The 17,024-nt window shown below is 43.7% G+C and carries 18 protein-coding genes; 2 read left to right on the top strand and 16 right to left on the bottom strand.

The genetic code is table 11. The annotated features are described in order from the left end of the window. The first annotated feature begins 8 nt into the window (after window positions 1-8). Complete coding sequence (locus ACE1TF_RS09855; RefSeq protein WP_375016347.1) at window positions 9-944, top strand: YitT family protein; 936 nt, start codon at window positions 9-11, stop codon at window positions 942-944. A gap of 38 nt (window positions 945-982) precedes the next feature. On the opposite strand, the gene ACE1TF_RS09850 is transcribed toward ACE1TF_RS09855, so the two are convergent. The 13 genes from ACE1TF_RS09850 to ACE1TF_RS09790 form a co-directional block, all read right to left on the bottom strand. Then, window positions 983-2,131 carry a DUF418 domain-containing protein gene (locus ACE1TF_RS09850; protein WP_375016345.1) on the bottom strand — a complete coding sequence of 383 codons (1,149 nt, stop codon included), beginning with the start codon at window positions 2,129-2,131 and terminating at the stop codon, window positions 983-985. A 193-nt stretch (window positions 2,132-2,324) separates the two neighbouring features. Beyond that, complete coding sequence (locus tag ACE1TF_RS09845) at window positions 2,325-3,245, bottom strand: cation diffusion facilitator family transporter (RefSeq protein WP_375016343.1); 921 nt, start codon at window positions 3,243-3,245, stop codon at window positions 2,325-2,327. 81 nt (window positions 3,246-3,326) lie between these two features. After that, a complete protein-coding gene (locus ACE1TF_RS09840) occupies window positions 3,327-3,632 on the bottom strand; it encodes an ArsR/SmtB family transcription factor (protein WP_042402866.1) in 306 nt (101 codons plus the stop codon). A 1,028-nt stretch (window positions 3,633-4,660) separates the two neighbouring features. Next, complete coding sequence (locus ACE1TF_RS09835; RefSeq protein WP_375016341.1) at window positions 4,661-5,293, bottom strand: bifunctional 4-hydroxy-2-oxoglutarate aldolase/2-dehydro-3-deoxy-phosphogluconate aldolase; 633 nt, start codon at window positions 5,291-5,293, stop codon at window positions 4,661-4,663. Next, window positions 5,286-5,918 carry a 3-hexulose-6-phosphate synthase gene (hxlA, locus tag ACE1TF_RS09830; RefSeq protein ID WP_375016338.1) on the bottom strand — a complete coding sequence of 211 codons (633 nt, stop codon included), beginning with the start codon at window positions 5,916-5,918 and terminating at the stop codon, window positions 5,286-5,288. The genes ACE1TF_RS09835 and hxlA overlap by 8 nt, the downstream gene beginning before the upstream one ends. A gap of 11 nt (window positions 5,919-5,929) precedes the next feature. Next, the gene (locus ACE1TF_RS09825) at window positions 5,930-6,880 is read right to left on the bottom strand and encodes a sugar kinase (protein ID WP_042402859.1); all 951 of its coding nucleotides are present in this window, start codon (window positions 6,878-6,880) and stop codon (window positions 5,930-5,932) included. A gap of 20 nt (window positions 6,881-6,900) precedes the next feature. Beyond that, window positions 6,901-7,452: a 6-phospho-3-hexuloisomerase gene (hxlB, locus tag ACE1TF_RS09820; protein WP_375016333.1), complete on the bottom strand. Its 552-nt coding sequence runs from the start codon at window positions 7,450-7,452 to the stop codon at window positions 6,901-6,903. A gap of 26 nt (window positions 7,453-7,478) precedes the next feature. Next, window positions 7,479-8,756: a TRAP transporter large permease gene (locus tag ACE1TF_RS09815; protein WP_375016331.1), complete on the bottom strand. Its 1,278-nt coding sequence runs from the start codon at window positions 8,754-8,756 to the stop codon at window positions 7,479-7,481. Further along, window positions 8,753-9,247: a TRAP transporter small permease gene (locus tag ACE1TF_RS09810; RefSeq protein ID WP_375016329.1), complete on the bottom strand. Its 495-nt coding sequence runs from the start codon at window positions 9,245-9,247 to the stop codon at window positions 8,753-8,755. Before ACE1TF_RS09810 ends, ACE1TF_RS09815 begins: the two co-directional genes overlap by 4 nt. Window positions 9,248-9,259: 12 nt before the next feature. After that, window positions 9,260-10,261, bottom strand: a complete 1,002-nt coding sequence (locus ACE1TF_RS09805; RefSeq protein ID WP_375016326.1) for a TRAP transporter substrate-binding protein — start codon at window positions 10,259-10,261, stop codon at window positions 9,260-9,262. A gap of 19 nt (window positions 10,262-10,280) precedes the next feature. Then, window positions 10,281-11,285, bottom strand: coding sequence for a substrate-binding domain-containing protein (locus ACE1TF_RS09800; protein WP_375016324.1), 1,005 nt, complete (start codon window positions 11,283-11,285; stop codon window positions 10,281-10,283). Between the two features lie 195 nt (window positions 11,286-11,480). Beyond that, window positions 11,481-12,821, bottom strand: coding sequence for a TrkH family potassium uptake protein (locus ACE1TF_RS09795; RefSeq protein ID WP_375016322.1), 1,341 nt, complete (start codon window positions 12,819-12,821; stop codon window positions 11,481-11,483). Between the two features lie 13 nt (window positions 12,822-12,834). Next, entirely contained in the window at window positions 12,835-13,509 is a 675-nt protein-coding gene (locus ACE1TF_RS09790) for a potassium channel family protein (RefSeq protein ID WP_375016320.1), read from the bottom strand. Between the two features lie 203 nt (window positions 13,510-13,712). Here ACE1TF_RS09790 and ACE1TF_RS09785 point away from each other — a divergent pair, with 203 nt between their 5' ends. Beyond that, window positions 13,713-13,889: a YfhD family protein gene (locus tag ACE1TF_RS09785; protein WP_375016318.1), complete on the top strand. Its 177-nt coding sequence runs from the start codon at window positions 13,713-13,715 to the stop codon at window positions 13,887-13,889. A gap of 42 nt (window positions 13,890-13,931) precedes the next feature. Here ACE1TF_RS09785 and ACE1TF_RS09780 read toward each other — a convergent pair whose 3' ends face one another. The 3 genes from ACE1TF_RS09780 to ACE1TF_RS09770 form a co-directional block, all read right to left on the bottom strand. Then, complete coding sequence (locus tag ACE1TF_RS09780; protein WP_375016316.1) at window positions 13,932-14,258, bottom strand: hypothetical protein; 327 nt, start codon at window positions 14,256-14,258, stop codon at window positions 13,932-13,934. Between the two features lie 227 nt (window positions 14,259-14,485). Next, window positions 14,486-16,003 carry an LVIVD repeat-containing protein gene (locus ACE1TF_RS09775; protein WP_375016314.1) on the bottom strand — a complete coding sequence of 506 codons (1,518 nt, stop codon included), beginning with the start codon at window positions 16,001-16,003 and terminating at the stop codon, window positions 14,486-14,488. A 142-nt stretch (window positions 16,004-16,145) separates the two neighbouring features. Beyond that, entirely contained in the window at window positions 16,146-16,751 is a 606-nt protein-coding gene (locus ACE1TF_RS09770; RefSeq protein ID WP_375016312.1) for a poly-gamma-glutamate hydrolase family protein, read from the bottom strand. Window positions 16,752-17,024 lie beyond the last annotated feature (273 nt).

Here is a 17,024-nt window from a genome sequence, read left to right as displayed (position 1 = left end):
GGTTGACTATGAAACAAGCAATATTTGTCGTATTTGGAACCGCACTATGCGCGCTCTCGGTAACCGTTTTTGCCATGCCTAACCAGATCGCAGACGGCGGGATTTTGGGGATCGCACTCCTTTTGTTCTATGCATTTGACTGGTCGCCAGGTGTAATCACGTTTATTTCTTTTATTTTGCTACAACTCGTGAGTTTTAAATTCTTACCTCGTACGATGTTTATGAAAACGATGATCAATGTTCCGTTGCTCTCCCTTTTCATTTTTACAACTGAAGGTATGGTGACGACACCATTAGGTGACCCCCTCGTTGCGGCAATCTTTGCCGGACTTACGATGGGGATTGGTTTCGGGTTTATTATTCAAGCCGGCAGTTCGATTGGCGGCACATCTACGCTTGCGAGACTTCTTGCTCAAAGGTACGAATGGAATGTCATATTAACGACTTTTATTATGGACGCCGTTATCGTATTTGCAGGTGTATTCATTATCGGTCCGCTCTACACGCTGTACACGATCATCGCTCTGTTTATCGGAAAGTTAGCCAGTGATTACGTAATTGGTGGTTTTGATGCAAAAAAAGCAGTAACGATCGTATCCCCCGAATATCGTGAAATTGCCAAGCGTGTCACAGTGAACATGACTTCCAGTGCTACGTATTTCAACGGCTCCGGAACATTCACGGAAAAAGAACACTACGTTCTCTACGTCGTCGTTCCAAGTTATCGACTGCTCATGTTAAAACGTTTAATACGCGAAGTCGATCCAAACTCGTTTGTTGTCGTACATAATGTGAAAGATGTATCTGGCGGAACATTTTTTGCACCACCTGTGGAAACGACGGAAGAAGAAATTGAAGAAGAAGTCGAGGCACTTACTGAGGATGAAAACAACGACAATCATCAGCGAAAACAAAGTCAAGAGGACCCTCCTCCAGTTGTTTAAATAAAATAAAAATGCTGGGAGAGAGTCTTCCAGCATTTTTATTTAGCTGAATACCTTTTGTTTTTGAATGGCATCTTCGATAGTGTCTTCCAGAGCCACTCTAGGGGGCCAACTCCGAAAGTCTTCAATGTAAGGTGAGCAAAACCAAGCATGCAGATGCTAATCAATACAAAACCAACAACTACAGCCAATATGCCATCAACGCCTATAAATCCGAGGCCAAAACTATAAAAGTAAAGGCTCGCAAGTATACTTTGCAATACATAACAACTTAGCGCAGTTCGACCAATCACTTCGAACTGCTTCTGAATCCATCGTAATGCTCCACGGTTCATCATCCAGGCAATCAATCCGATATACCCAAATGTTAGAACCGGCGCAAACAAGAAGCGTACCGGTATTTCAAAATATCCACCTGGAACTAGTGAAAGCAGGTTTAATGGGAGTCCAATACTAAATCCCCATAACATTAACTTCTTTTGGATATACATGCCCTTCTTATCCATGTTAAATGCGCCTGCTAAATATAATCGTATGCCAATCAAGTACAGCCCAATGGATCCATAGATTATAGAAAACGCCTCTGATCGTAAAAGAAAAAAATTCTCAATTCGATAGAGGACCTGCTCAAAATACGTCCCAAACTGATATAAAGAAGTTGTTTCCAAAGCAATTTGTTGAATAGCGGTATACGACGTTGGGTCCGAAAAAGCAATATACGTTTGCACATAATAAATAAGGATACCAAATGTGTGTAGAGACAATGTGACAATAATCCAAATTGTCATCGTTTTTGGTTTTAATTGGACTAAAAATGCTACAATGGCTCCGGTTATAGCGTAAGTCATTAAAATGTCATACTCAAAGATGAATACAAAGTGAAATAAACCTTCAATAAATAAAATGAACATCGTCAACAAATAAAATGGTATCCATGGTACTTGCGATCCTTTACTATTTTGATATTTCATATACAGTCCGACTCCAAAAAGGATCGTAAGCATCGCTAAGAAATTCCCATTAACGAAAACAGATTGAAGCATTTCAACTACGGATTGTCCTTGATTCATTGGCATAAGTGTCGCAGAACCTGGATCAGAGAATATCCAAATATTCGTTGCAAGTGTGCCGACAATAGCGACCCCTCGTAACAAATCGAGAATGTGAAGACGAGAAGCAGAGTTCATACAATCACCCACTTATTGTTAGTCCATTTAGCATAATCAACAAGTGGGCGATTTTTATATTTCCACGCGTAAGTGGTGGAAATGGGAGAGTAACGCGTTTCATTATATACATAAAAAGCGGTTTGTAATCAAAGTTCTCTCAACCTCTTTATGCGAACACTTCCAAAAGCTGTGCATACAAATCTCTTCTCAGTTAATCTACCCTATCTTTCTCTCCATCTACTTCCCGTTCAATCTGAATGGTTGATTGTTCGATGTGCAAAGAATGTTGCACGTAATGCTTAGCTTTTTCGAGTACATCTTCGTAAGCTTGGTTTGAGTTCCCCTGTAGTACAAGGTGCACAGTGAGCTTCTCAATTCCCGACGTAATCGTCCATACGTGCAAGTTGTTCACATCAACGACCTCATCGATCGCTAACAGGTCAGCCGATATTTTGTCACAATCGAGATGCTTTGGCGTTCCTTCTAACAATACGTGTACGGTGTCTTTGAGCAGACGAAATGCAGACAGCCCAATCATGAGCGCAATAATAATGCTGAGTATCGGGTCAGCATAATACCAACCAGTCGTCAAAATAATGATGCCGGCGGCAACGGCAGCGACTGAGCCCAATGTGTCTGAAAGAACATGAAGGTATGCCCCGCGCATGTTTAAGTTGTTCTTCACGTCCCCTCGCATTAATACGAACAATGCACCAACGTTGGCAATTAGCCCGATAAAGGCAATAACGATCATCGCGCCGCCCATAACCGCCTGTGGCTCAACAAATCGCTGGATCGCCTCGCGAATGATAAAAAAAGCAATCACGAGAAGCATGACACTATTTAAAAGTGAAGATAACACCTCGTACCGATGATTTCCAAACGTGCGAGTAGCGGTTGCTGCTTTCTTAGCGAGCACAATGGCAAAGAAGCTAATGAGCAGGTTCGCAAAGTCGTTGAACATATGTACAGCATCCGCAAGTAATGCTAAGCTGCCCGTCCAAAGTCCGCCAAGTAACTGAATAACCATCCAGCTGCCGATAATGAGCATTGCGTACAGAAGGTTTTTCTTATTTGCCTCACCTGTCGCGTGATGATGGTGATGTCCGTGGTGGTGGTGATGATGTCCCAAAGGTTAGACTCCTTTCCGATTCCTTATATGATCATATGCACATATAAAGTGTGTTAATAAACAACGCACCCACATCCGTCATTAATCGTGGGTCGCGTGTTGTATCGTTTTCTCAAGTATTTTTAATACGTGTTCATCTTCAGGTGAATAGTACATCGAAGTGCCTGCTCGTCTTGATTTCACGAGCCGCAAATTTTTTAGAAAACGCAGCTGATGAGATACGGTGGATTGACCAAGCGAAAGATGTTCGACAATCTCACCGACCGAACACTCTTTTTCTGCTAAAAGATGAAGTATTCTTATTCTCGTCGGGTCACCAAGCGCTTTAAACGTTTGCGATACGATAAATAGCGTTTCCTCATCGAGGTCTATGTATGAATGATTCATTTTTTCACTCCTGCTAATATGATTATGTGCTCATATTAGCATATAGTGATTATAAGTTCAATACATTTTTGTCAGTATGACTAGCGCTGTTAAAGAACAGGTTTCTCTTGGCATTAATGGGGGCTGCCCGTATATAGGAAGATCATAGCTATGGTAAGAATTTTGTCAATTGGCAAGCCGATTTAGCTGAAATCTTATCACTCTTTGTTCTATGGTGGGATTTGCAACAAATGGGTGCGTCAAACAAAAGAAATCTTACCATAGGAAGCACTATGGTAAAATTTACGCTTTGCACTCTGCTAAGTGTCCAAGGCGGTTCATGCAAAGAAAAATAGGAAGACGTCTTCTAGTACTTTCGCTTGTTGAAAATTTCCTATCAACGGTTATATTATGGGATTTTTTACATTTGCACCTCGCCCTATTGCCCGAACCTTCGCATAAAAGGGAGTCATTGATTTCGGTTAACGAGAAGCTTAAAAAGTAATGTGTGTTTTTCTGAGCTGCGAGGTTTTGAACGTGGAACGGGGGAACTGGTTCCAAAGATTATCGATTGGAATCAGATTCACTCATATGTGACCATTTTGCCTCTTTCTGATTCCAATCGATCGACATCTAATTCCAAACGTCCGTCTAAGGAATCAGATTCAACACTTTATAGAAATTGAACAACAATCTAGTTCCAAAGCGATGTTTATTGTGTCGCACAGTTGAAAACGCTTAACTTCTGTCGGCGCGAGTCGCGCCGAATCGAGACCGATTTCGCTTCGGTCCCGCTGGGACCGACCAGTCGTAAGGTGTTAGGTTTAATCCAATCTGCGCGCAAGTTTTACGAAATGAACGGTAAAACCGCTAATAAAGAGCAAACATGATTGCAGAAAGGGTAAACTAGGGCGCACAATGCGCACTACGCGCCCTGCCCCACTCGGTATAACACCATTGGAGTGATTCCGCTACGCGAAGACATTTTTGTCATATCGGCCACAACGTAGGAAATGATGATGTAACCTCTACATTCTGCACCTAGGATTTTAAACAGAAAGTGATTTTTCAACAAACCTCTCTGCATGTTTTGTAAGCTGTGCCCAATCCTTTGTCTCAACGAGTGCTTTCTTTAACAATGAGCCACCGGCTCCTATGGCGATTGCACCTGCTTGTCGATATGAGACAAGATTGTCCAAATCAATTCCGCCTGTCGGAATGATTGGGATGTGCCCTAGCGGTCCTTGCACTCCTTTTAGAAACGAATGTCCAAGGGCATCCGCAGGAAACACTTTTACGATGTCCGCGCCCCACTCATACGCTCGAAAAGCTTCGGTTGGCGTAAAGATTCCTGGAATCATCGTCTTTCCTTCTGCCTTCACAAAACGCACGGTCTGCTCGTCCAGAATAGGGGAAACAATGAAATCAGCGCCCGCTTCTAGGGCTAATTTCGCGTCGTTTACATTTAGCACTGTTCCTGCACCAATTACTGCCCTTTGATCAAAACGATTTCGCAACCGAGCAATTTGCTCGGTTGCACGGTCCGATTCCATCGTTACTTCCAGTACGTTTACGCCTCCTGAAATGAGTGCTCCTGCGATTTCTTCGATGTCTTCAAAAGGAAGTTTGCGCATAACCGCCACGACCCTCGATTCAGTGAGCAACGTCGTAAAATCAGCCATTTTTATTCTCCTTTAGGATCGCTTTCATTTCTTTTGCCACTTGTTTCGGGTTCGTTGCTTTCGTTAACGCACTTCCAACAATGACAATGTCTGGCTGATGACGACTGACATCTGGCAATGTCTCCAGAGTGATTCCACCCGCAATAGCTTTTTTCAATGTCATCCCTTCAACAAAAGCAAAAGGGGAATCAGCTTTTTTGCCAGTCTTTTGTTCATCTTTACCGACGTGTAATCCCAAATAATCTGGTTGCAACTCATTGATTTCTTCCACCTTGTTTCGCTCGCTAACACCGAGTAGGTCTACTATCATTTCCGCTCCATGTTCGCGTGCGGTAACGATGGTTTCTTGTATCGTAGCTGGAGGTGCAAACGCCATGACTGTAGCAATATCTGCTCCTGATGCAAATGCTTGTGTCGCTTCATGACGACCTGCATCACAGATTTTCATGTCTGCCAAAAGAATGTGGTGAGGGAACGCTTTTCTTAATTCACGTACGATACTCATTCCATACTCTTTAATAACACCCGTTCCAATTTCCACAATATCAATGTACTCATCAACTTCATACACAATGCGAAAACATTCATCCCAATCCAATCGATCCAACGCCAATTGTAGCTTCATCGGTCCCCTCCTTACCGTTCGATACGCTCTATAAACCCAAGCCGCTGTTCTACATCTTCAAGGACCGGTAATCCTTCGTTATCACCGACCACTTCAACAACCATAGAACCAATTGTTGCAGCAAAAGTCATTGTCTTTTCTAGCGACCAACCGTTCAAATATCCATAAACGACTCCAGCATCAAAACCGTCTCCTGCTCCAACCGTATCTACAACTTTCTGGGCAGGCACTGCCGGCACTTCTAGTACTTCGTCCTGGTAAGAAGCGATCGCTCCTTCTTCACCTTTTTTAATCGCTACAAACTCAATGCCTAGCTCTTTTGCTCGAGCAAATACTTCTTTAGGATCTGATGTGCCTAAAATAATCTCTAACTCTTCCTCACCTGCCAAAAGCAAGTCCACATCGTTTAGTAACGGGTATAAAGCGTCCTTTGCTCGTTTTGCAGTCCATAACTTCAATCGAATATTCGGGTCGAGTGACACTTTCATACCGGCTTCTTTTGCTAGTTGTACTGCTCGTTTTGTCACTTCCAAGTTTTCTGGAACGACTGCTGGAAAGACGCCGGTGATATGCAATAGTCGAGCCGCTTGCACGTAATCAGCTGACAAGTTTTCAGCCGTCATTTTTTCGGTCGGAGAAGGGTGGCGGTAATAAAACGTGCGTCCGGCTCCACTTGCTTGGATCTCCTTAAAATTTAGTGAGGTTGCGTACCCTTCCTCTAACCTCACCTCGGTCGTATCGATGCCTTCTCCGCGAGCAAATGAGCGAATGTACTGCCCAAATTCATCTTTACCGAGACGAGAGATCCATCCGGTTTCAAGTCCAAGCCTCGCACAACCGATCGCAAAGTTAAACTCTGCGCCTCCCGCGCGGCGTTCAAAAGAATTCACGAATTTCATCGGCCCTGTTGAACTTGGATTGAGCGTAATCATCGCATCCCCAATCGTAATTACATCTTTCATCGTGTCTACCCCCTTCTTTGTTAAGACAGCTCTAAGTTTGCATGTCTTGCGGTCATTTGTTCATGTTGATTTGTCGTCAGTTTCACAATGATTGCATCCAATAATACGTGTACACTTTGGTCAAATTGATTGCCGAGTGGTTGAATCGTTACAGGCTCATGGTTGAGACGCTTTTTCGTTGCTGCGGGTACGAGCAACACGTGATCTGCCTCAGAAGATTTCTCTTGTTCGGGGTTCGCTGTAACGAGAGCAACCGAAGCGCCTGCTTGTTTTGCTTTTGAAATGAATGACTGTGTCCCCGATGCTGATCCTGATATGATGACTAACAAATCACCGTCGGAAATGCTCGGAGTAATCGTCTCTCCCGTCACATAAACTGTGTAGTCTGCATGCATGAGCCGCATCGCAATCGCTTTTCCCATCAGACCAGAACGACCTTCCCCACTCACAAAGATTCGTTTAGCGCCTTTGATGGCCAACGCAAACGCGTGCATCTGTTCTTCTTTCACATTGCTAACGACAGATTGTACTTCCTTTACACACGATAAGGCTACTTCTTGAAATGTAGACATAAGCGTCTCCTTCTTAATTTTTATGATCAATCGATAAAGCTTGGTAACCATAAAGCAAGATCTGGTAAAAATGCAACAATAATAATCGTTACAAGAATAACAGCGACGTATGGAAGCAAGGCAACAATCGACTTGCTTACGCTTAGTTTTGCTATTGAGCTAGCGAGTAACATACATAAACCGTACGGCGGTGTAATCATTCCGACTGCGAGACACATCACAATAACGATCCCAAAGTGTACAGGATCTACACCGAGAGCCTCTGAAGCAGGCAACACAATCGGTACGAAAAGAATCATCGCTGGAATTGCATCCAAGAACATCCCGACAAACAAGAATAGAAGGATAACCGCGATGAGGAAAAAGCCAACACTAGAGAAGTTATCTTGGAAAAAGCCAGCAATAAGGTCAGGCACCCGGTAGTAACTGAACAGATGGCCCAGTGCAGTTGCTGTAGCTAACGCAAACAACGTGAGAGAGCTTAAACGAATCGTATCATACACAATCGCCGGCATATCTTTGAGTGTAATCGTGCGATAAACAAACACCGCTAGAATAAGTGCGTACCCACAAGCGATAATTGCTGCTTCTGTAGGAGTGACAAATCCACCAATAATTCCACCAAGAATAATCACCGGTGTTAACAACGGAGGGATGCACGTCAAAAAATTCTTCCCGATATCTTTCATGCTCACTCGTTCATGACGAGGATAGTTTTGCTGCTTCGAAATAAAGCCAACAAGGGCCATCATCGCCACGCCCATAAGCAGTCCTGGAATCACACCGCCGAGAAACATCTGACCGACAGATACACTTGTAACACTGCCATAGACGACCATCGGAATACTGGGTGGAATTAACATCCCCATCGTGGATGAGGCTGCCGTCGTACCGACGGCGGTACTTTTGCTATATCCTTCTTTAATCATGCTCGGAATGAGAATCTTACCAACACCAGCTGTATCCGCTTGAGCAGAACCTGAGATGCCTCCGAAGAACATGGACACCACAATGTTCGCTTGCGCCAATCCTCCACGGATATGCCCAACCATCGACACAGCTAAATTAATAAGTTTTTCGGATATTTTTCCTTGATTCATAATGTTTGCTGCGAGAATGAAGAGTGGAACCGCGAGCAAGATAAACGATTCAAGACCGGAAAACATGCTTTGCATCACTACTTGAAGTGGCAACGAATCTAGCATCCAAATCCCAACAAATGCGACAATCCCTAGCGTAAAAGCAATTGGCACACCTAAAAACAATAATAAAATGAAAAGTGCAACGAGAATGATGCCGGTCATCCGGTTTCTCCTCCTTTTTCAAGCTGATAAGCTTTGCCGTCTTCGATCGCGTTTCCAATGGAAAAGAGTAGCATTCCGAACCCTGCAACCGGAAGCGCTAGCCACAAATACCCTTGTTGAAGCTCCGGTAACGTGTTCACTGTCCACTCCCAGAACAACTGTACAAGACGAGAGCCATGTATGATCATCATCAAACCAAACCCTCCGATGAGTGCATGGCTAATCATTTTTACCGTCAGAAGCGCACCGCCCTGTAGCTTTTCAAATAAGTAATCAATTTTAAAATGCTCTTGATGGTAGACCATCACCGCTGCTCCTAAAAAAACCATCCATATAAACGCGTACGTTGCGACTTCTGCAGGCCAAAGTAACGTGATGGTCGGAACATAGCGAGAGAGTAGCTGTAAAAATATGCAAACGACAAACACGATAAAAAACAGAGCAGCCGCACGCATAAATACGTATTCAATACCGTTCAGTAATGTTTTCATTTTCAGTCCTCCTTATTGGTCGGCCAACTCTTGAATCGCTTCGTATAGCTCTACCGCTTCGAGCTCCTCTGCGATTCGTTCACGTACCGACTGTGTCTGCTCAATGAATGGTTCAATATCAACTTCATTCACGATTGCACCCTCATCCTCTAGTGCTTCTAAAGAAGACTCTGCGAGTTGTAAATCCGCTTCCCTTGCCGCTTCTGTTGCAACCTCAGCAGCGATCTCAATCATTTCTTGTTCTTCATCCGTGAACCTCTCCATCACAACGTCTGACGTTAAAAAGAAACGCGTCGTAAAATCATGATCAGTGAGGGAGATGTAGGGCGTCACTTCATGGTGACTAGACTGATACACGTTCGTAAAGTCATTCTCTGAAGCATCAACCACACGGTTTTGCAATGCTTGATACATTTCGTCCCAAGCAACACTTACGGGGAGCGCGCCAAGTGCAGACCAACTGTCTTGAATACCAGGTGAATCTTGGGTACGGATGCTCACATTACGAAGGTCTTCCACCTCTTCCACTGGCTGTGCCCCGTAATATTGTCGTACTCCTGCTGTCCAGTATCCGAGGACTTGAAGGTTCGTCTCGCTTTCTACCATCTGGCTCATCTCTTCACCAATGTCGCCATCAACAACGGCCAACCAATGTTCATAACTTGTGAATAGATACGGCATAGAAAACAAATCAACTTCTTGCTGCACTTGTGTCATGAATCCTGGTGATACAACGGTCATATCGACCCCTCCGGTGGCGATGCTTTGCAACAACGTGTCCTCATTTCCTCCTAGCGACCCATTTGTATGTAGTTCTGCTGTAATTGCACCATCCGAAGTCTCTTCAATGGCATCGCGGAATTCTCGAAATCCAACAGCAAACGGACTACTTTCATCCAATTGTGTAGCGAGAATGAGTTTCTTAGGATCCCCTGGATCTCCAGCCACGTCCTCTGACTGGCAACCTGCTAATGCGATTACCGTTACTAGACTCATCAATCCGAACTTTTTCATGCATTCTCCTCCTTGTCAATTAACAAGATAATCGACGTTTCAATACGGGTTGTAACCGGTACGTATTCTTTTCTCGTAATCCTTGTTCACTGTCCTCGATCTCCGCTAAAAGTAGCTCTGCAGCTTTTCTACCCATCGCAAATGTCGGTTGAGCGACCGTTGTTAAAGGTGGATTAAAGAATTCTGCGAAGGAAACATCATCAATACCAATCACAGCGAGCTTTTCTGGAACGAACAGTTTTTCAGATTGAATGTATTTGAGAATCTCTTGAAGCACCCGATCATTTCCGGCAATGACAGCATCTGGGGGAAATTCACTCATCATCTGTTGCATTACCTTTTGTACGTCATCGACCTCAGCGCTTCGTACAAGTGCCTGATCTACATGGACCCCTAAATTTTTTAGCACTTGATAGTAGGCATCCTTACGTTCCACCCGAGGGGTAATGTGATGTTTGATCGGTTGAGTAATTAAGCCGATTTTCTCATACCCTTTTCCGACTAGCTCCTCCACAGCAAGCCTAACGGCTTCTAAGTTATCGGATAAGACCGCATTGACTTCAACATCTTCAATCAATCGGTCTAAAAAAACGAGGGGGTAGTGCTGTTCCACTAATTGTGTGAACAATGCTTGATTATCACTCGTTGGAAGGACGATTAGACCGTCAACTTGCTTTGCCCGAAGCATATCAATGTAATGCTTCTCCTTTTCCGGTTGGTCATCTGCGTTGCAAACGATCACATGGAAGTCATTCGCATGGCACGTATCTTCAATTGCCCGAACGATTCCAGTAGAGAATTCGTGCAAAATATTCGCAACGATCACACCGATCGTTCGCGTTTTCTTCTGACGCAAGCTTCGCGCAACCCCATTCGGACTATATCCCAACTCATCAATCGCTCGTTCAATTTTCTTTTTTGTTTCATGGCTCATATAGTGAAAACGTTCGTTCATATATTGTGAAACGGTGCTTTTGGACACCTCCGCTAACGCGGCAACGTCCGCCATCGTCACTTTACCCATCAAACACCTCCATAACTAAACCGATTTATCTCTGTGTAAAAAAGGAAGCGCATCCAAAGAAGCGCTTGTAACTAAATCGATTTATGATTCCGTTATATTGTAGCTTGGTGAAAGCGGTTTTACAACATATTATTTAAGATTCCCACAAAAAAATCAGCGTGACTCTCTCTCCAAGGAGCGTCACGCTGTTCAGGTTTATCCGATCAACACTTGATCTTTCGGGTAGCTTGCTCGGCTTACCGTCTGTTGATACGTGAGAGCGTACGCCAATGCTAGCGGCCCTAAACGGCCAACAAACATCGTAATCATGATGACTACTTTTCCAACTGTTGATAGCTCATCTGTAAAGCCCATTGACAAGCCTGTCGTACTAAATGCGGATACCACTTCAAATAGAACGGTTAAAAAATAAACGTCATTAATCCCTTCCGTTACAGTAAGGATGAGCGTCGCAACAATGATAAACGCAAGTGAACTCACGACGACTGCAAGAGCTCTCATGATCGTTTCCATTGCAATCGTTCGCTTAAACGCATGCACTTGATTGCCACTTCGGAATGTATTAAACATGGCCAACAACAAAACAACAAACGTATTCGTTTTTATTCCCCCACCTGTGCCACCAGACGATGCACCAATAAACATGAGCACAATGATGAGAAATTGTGAGGCAACGAGCATACTGCCAATATCTACCGTATTAAACCCCGCACTACGAGGGGTGGCACTTTGAAAATAAGCAGCCCATAACCGCTCCGATACAGTTGACCCGTTCGAAGCTGGATTCCACAATTCTAAAAGAAATAGCGCCACAAAACCAAAGACGAGAAGTGCCGCTGACGTCGTGAGGACGACTTTAGAATGTAGAGACAAAAAGCGAAAGTTTCTCGTTTTGTATACGTCGGCTATGACCATAAGCCCTAAACCACCGACAATAAACAACGTGGATAGGCTAAGGTTAACCGTCGGGTCTCCGACAAACTGTTCCATACTATGATCAAACAGAGAGAAACCGGCATTATTAAAGGCTGCAACCGAATGAAACAGTGCATAATAGAAGGCATCTGCCAGTCCTAACTCTTCATGCCATCTCCACGTTAGAACAAGTGTACTTGCCCCTTCTAATAAGAGGGCAAACAGTAAGACAATCATTGCGATTCGTAACAATCCCCTCGCAGACAGGGAATTCGTTGTCGTCTGTAGTAATTGTCGGTACTTTAAACCCGTCACTTTACCAAGTAGTATCGCTACCGAAATACCAAACACCATAAACCCTAGTCCACCGAGTTGAACGAGAACCATAACGACCGTTTGCCCAAACAAAGATAAATCTGAACCAGTAGAAACTACCGCCAGACCAGTTACACAAACTGCCGATACGGAGGTGAACAACGCATCGGTAAATCCAATACTTGTCGGACCTGCAGAAGACAATGGCAACAGCAGAAGCACCGTGCCAATCATAATTAAGAAGAGAAATCCGATAATAATCCACTGAGGGGGATTAATGTGAATATCTTTATTGTGGAGTCTCACCTGTGCACCTTCTCTACTTTACTGTCTTATCGTAATCCTTCTGCATTTTTTGAATCGACTTTGGTTTTCCGATAAGAATTAATATATCCCCTTCTCGAAGCACTCGGTCTTGCTTAGGGGAGATGTCGATGTTCTGCTTTCGATCTTTAATGGCCACGATTGTACAACCATATTTGCGGTTGACGTCTAAATCTTCAAGCTTCCAATGACTCATCCCCTTTTGCACGAGAATCTCCTCGACGTGATAATCATCAGACAGTTCCAAGTAATCAACAAGATGATTCGACCCGATAAGATTGCCTAGACGCCTACCCATATCTCTTTCAGGGAAAATAACTTGATCTGCACCAATCTTTGTAAGTACTTTCCCGTGGTGCTCATCTTTCGCTTTGGCGGTAATCTTTTCAACTTCCATTTCCTTTAGCAATAATGTAATGAGGATGCTCGCTTGTAGGTCTTCCCCAATACCGACAATCGCATGACTATATTTATGAATGCCAAGCTGTTCCAGTGCGACTTCATCGGTTGCATCAATTTGAACAGCATAACTTGCATCTGTTGATATTTCTTGAACTTTGTGTTCATCAATATCGATGGCCAGCACTTCATGACCATTACCAATCAATGTCTTTGTTACACTAACGCCAAATCTCCCTAAACCGATGACGACAAATTGTTTTCTTTTCAAGTGACTGCCTCCTATCCTTTTTACAATATGCACATGGTACATAAAAAAACCTGTCAAAAGGGCATAAATTCCCCCAGATTGACAGGCTCCACCAAAAAACAGCTATGTATTACAAGTGATTATAAACGTTATTCGATGTAAGTCAAGAGCTATTTGCATAAATGTTCAGCAATTTGACAGCCTATTCATGAAAGGAGGCTCCTATGACGAGAGGACAATCGAAAAACAACAAACGAAAAGACAAATCCAAACTATCTCAAACCCCTGAAGCACTTAAAGAAACTGATGGAGCAGATGTAGAATATTCTTCAGAGCTGGCTGACCATGATGACCTTGTTGCAAAACGTCGCGCTGAAGAAGCTGACAAGCGGAGTCATTAATCGCCAAGTGCGCACACGCTTATCATTGTGTGTGCGCATTGGCTACGATTTCGTATAACAGACCACTTCTGACGAATGATCAACCACTTCAGCGTCCTCATTCTCTACAATAAACGTGATCGTATCAATCGTGTTCGGCGGATCGTGGTCGCCGTAGTATGTTAAATACGTGGCTGTAACCGTCACGAATTCGTCATCTTCGTTATTCGTTTCTAAAGCCAACAAATCATAATGCTGCTCACCCATGCCAAGCAATTCTTCAGCATATGGAGTAATGACCGATTCGTATACATATTCCTCTGCTTCCGCAATTGTTGTAGTCATCATACATAAAACGATAGTCAAAAAAACAGCTTGCAGTTTTTCCATCCGCACTCACCTCAGCGGTTAATTTCCCCGAAAGTTAGAATTTTTATCGAAGTTAAAATTACCCTTTTGCTAAATGAAACACCAACTCGTAAGAAATGGACGCCACATGTGATTATAGAAGTGTCGGCCTCTTAGGTGAATCACAAAAACCGCCAACGTTTAAAGCGAACGTTGGCGGTTTTACATCAATAACATGACTAGTTAATCATCATGTGTTCTGAACTACTCTAGTAAAACGGTAAGATCTGTTGAATTTTTGCAAAGACGAAAGGCTTTACGCCTAATGTAGATTCTGGTTCAGATGCTTTGGCTGTAAAAGGGGTCGTATATGTCGGCGGCCCACCAGGAGCTTTACCCCAGTTCACATCGAGCACTTTCAACCCACTGCCCATATCGGAACCAAGAATGTAGTCTCCGTAAATGAACACTCCCCACACATTGGCCGCATCGGGTACATAAGACGCTACTTCCCTCGGATAATGGGGGTTGGATAAGTCAATCATGCGTATTCCATCAGAATAGTGGGAGAGATACAGCTTATCTCCTTCAACTTTAGGGTCATGTACGGTATACGTTCCTCGCTCCCTTTCTTCTGGATCAATTTGTTCTTGTGAATTATCTGAACGAATATCGCTGATAAGAACTGGGTTTGATTTATCCGAGATGTCATAGATTCGGGTGTATCCCCATCCTCTTTCGAATTCTGGATCGTCTGGATCTGGCTCAAATACTTCTCTTGTCTCTACGAGAATCGTATCATCATGAGCGAGCGCGGCGGAGTGCGCAGCACCTTGGACATCTCGCTCAAAACTCGTATGACCCACTACTTCCGGCGCTTCAGGATTGCGAATATCCATAATAACAGTACCTAAATCCCAATAAGAGATGTATGCATAATCACCTCCCTGATCGGTAATGACACTATGAGCAAATGCGGAACGTTCGGCCCCTTCTTCATCCGTGTAATTCATTCCATCAAAATCATTAGCACGAATCAATTCCCTCGGATCCCAGTTGTAAAGGTGCTCTGGGTTCTCGGGGTCGCTCACATCAACGATAGTGAAATCATGATAGTCACCTTCGGTATAAAAATCCGCATAAATGTTCGCCGTTAGAAGAATGGCTCGGTCTTCTTGCGTCGTCAAATACAACTCGTGCGTGCCTGTTAGTACGTCAGCAGGAAGCTCATAATAGCCAAGTTGTTCGGGTCTTTCTGGATTGGTAACATCATAAATCGCCGTGCCAGATTGTTCGGTTTCATCTTGATTGTATTTTTGCAGACTAACGACAGCTAAGTCCCCTGTAAAATGGGGTGTGTCCACCGACTTGACAATGACTTTTTCCTGCCAAGTACCCGGAATGTCATTTGCAAATACACTTACCTCTTCTGGATTTTCTGGGTCCGTCATATCAAACACACGAACGCCCTCATTGGATCTTGCCCCCCGGTGTGTTCCTAAGTATGCATGATCTTTATGCGCATACACGTCTGCAGTCGTCACACTCTGACCATCAATCTCCTTTAGTTCAACAGCTGCAACTTCAGTGACATTAGTGAATTGTCCTTGCTGAACCGTAATAGCCGCTTCTCCGCTCGCGTGTGAAGGACCCGGTTCAACAGGCTTAACGATCCCCTGCCCATGCTCCTCTGGACCAAGGTTACATGCGTGGGCAACAGGTGCACCGAGCGCAAGCATTGCTGCGCCTCCTACAATGGCAGTTCGCTTAAACATCTTATACAACAAAAGCCATCCCTCCTCAATTGAGTATCGCTTTAATTGTAATATTTTTACTTTTTTTAATGGAATAGTCTATTTTTCTAAAATTATTAATTATTAATTCTTTCGATCCACATTACCGCTGCATCGATCTTCTATATTATAGAAATCAACGATATACTTCACTCAAGGCAGTGACGTACGACAAACACTGCTCCGTTCTTGACCCCATTCGATGTGGCAGTGTGAACTCGTGAAAAAACATCATCCGCTGCGCGAGACTAATCTCTAATTGTACACCTTGAAAACATTGATTCTTATTGACGATGTTTCTCGGTGATTGTCCCGAGAACAGCGTTCCCTGCTCTGCAATACGCGCAGTAAATCCTGCGGTTTGTAGTGCGCACAGCGTCTCCCTTTTTAGCTGTTCATCACGTCCTCCAATGATTGTGTCTCTTTGTTCAGGCTTTCCAAGATACCCATGTATAGCAAGTGTTGTTGTTGATTCGCCCACCACGTGTACACCCATCGGTTCATCAAAATGGGTCGATGTGATGTGCATGTCCGCATTACCTGATTTTTGCCTACCTTCAAATATGTAGAAGCCCATACCCGTGCGTTCTGCGAGCAACCTAGTCAATTCACTAGTACCTGGTTCAATCCCCCCACCATGGGGCGCAATAATCATCCGCTGCTTGGCACTTACATGAATATCGTAGTCTTGCCCTTTTATATGTTGCATTTTAAGTTCATCATACGTTTCATATCGATCCATCGTTAGGCTCCTTATTTAAATTAACGACCTTCAAAAAAACAACCACCACTAACTCAGAAGCTGAATTCTATTATTGTTTATTTTTAGAGTTAGTATAAAAAGTGGACACGCAATAATGAGCGTCTTGTATAATGAAAGGAATACAAGAGGAGCGTGGAAGAACTTATGGGAAAAAAACATGTATCTCAACAATATCGAGAGCATCTTTCAAAGCTAGTCGTTGAAGAAGGACGTACGCCTCGCCAAGTATCTGAGGAAATGGACGTACCGGTT

This window comes from Geomicrobium sp. JSM 1781026 (genome assembly GCF_041949955.1).
Lineage (GTDB): Bacteria > Bacillota > Bacilli > Bacillales > Marinococcaceae > Geomicrobium_A.
This window is presented reverse-complemented; position numbering and strand designations above follow the sequence as displayed.

What these genes read in the sequence shown, in the direction of transcription:
- hxlB (WP_375016333.1), bottom strand. Translation starts at nt 7,452, where the DNA reads ATGTCTACATTTCAAGAAGTAGCCTTATCGTGTGTAAAGGAAGTACAA.
- ACE1TF_RS09780 (WP_375016316.1), bottom strand. Translation starts at nt 14,258, where the DNA reads ATGGAAAAACTGCAAGCTGTTTTTTTGACTATCGTTTTATGTATGATG.
- hxlA (WP_375016338.1), bottom strand. Translation starts at nt 5,918, where the DNA reads ATGAAGCTACAATTGGCGTTGGATCGATTGGATTGGGATGAATGTTTT.
- ACE1TF_RS09810 (WP_375016329.1), bottom strand. Translation starts at nt 9,247, where the DNA reads ATGAAAACATTACTGAACGGTATTGAATACGTATTTATGCGTGCGGCT.
- ACE1TF_RS09815 (WP_375016331.1), bottom strand. Translation starts at nt 8,756, where the DNA reads ATGACCGGCATCATTCTCGTTGCACTTTTCATTTTATTATTGTTTTTA.
- ACE1TF_RS09825 (WP_042402859.1), bottom strand. Translation starts at nt 6,880, where the DNA reads ATGAAAGATGTAATTACGATTGGGGATGCGATGATTACGCTCAATCCA.
- ACE1TF_RS09800 (WP_375016324.1), bottom strand. Translation starts at nt 11,285, where the DNA reads ATGGGTAAAGTGACGATGGCGGACGTTGCCGCGTTAGCGGAGGTGTCC.
- ACE1TF_RS09855 (WP_375016347.1), top strand. Translation starts at nt 9, where the DNA reads ATGAAACAAGCAATATTTGTCGTATTTGGAACCGCACTATGCGCGCTC.
- ACE1TF_RS09840 (WP_042402866.1), bottom strand. Translation starts at nt 3,632, where the DNA reads ATGAATCATTCATACATAGACCTCGATGAGGAAACGCTATTTATCGTA.
- ACE1TF_RS09770 (WP_375016312.1), bottom strand. Translation starts at nt 16,751, where the DNA reads ATGGATCGATATGAAACGTATGATGAACTTAAAATGCAACATATAAAA.
- ACE1TF_RS09785 (WP_375016318.1), top strand. Translation starts at nt 13,713, where the DNA reads ATGACGAGAGGACAATCGAAAAACAACAAACGAAAAGACAAATCCAAA.
- ACE1TF_RS09850 (WP_375016345.1), bottom strand. Translation starts at nt 2,131, where the DNA reads ATGAACTCTGCTTCTCGTCTTCACATTCTCGATTTGTTACGAGGGGTC.
- ACE1TF_RS09805 (WP_375016326.1), bottom strand. Translation starts at nt 10,261, where the DNA reads ATGAAAAAGTTCGGATTGATGAGTCTAGTAACGGTAATCGCATTAGCA.
- ACE1TF_RS09835 (WP_375016341.1), bottom strand. Translation starts at nt 5,293, where the DNA reads ATGGCTGATTTTACGACGTTGCTCACTGAATCGAGGGTCGTGGCGGTT.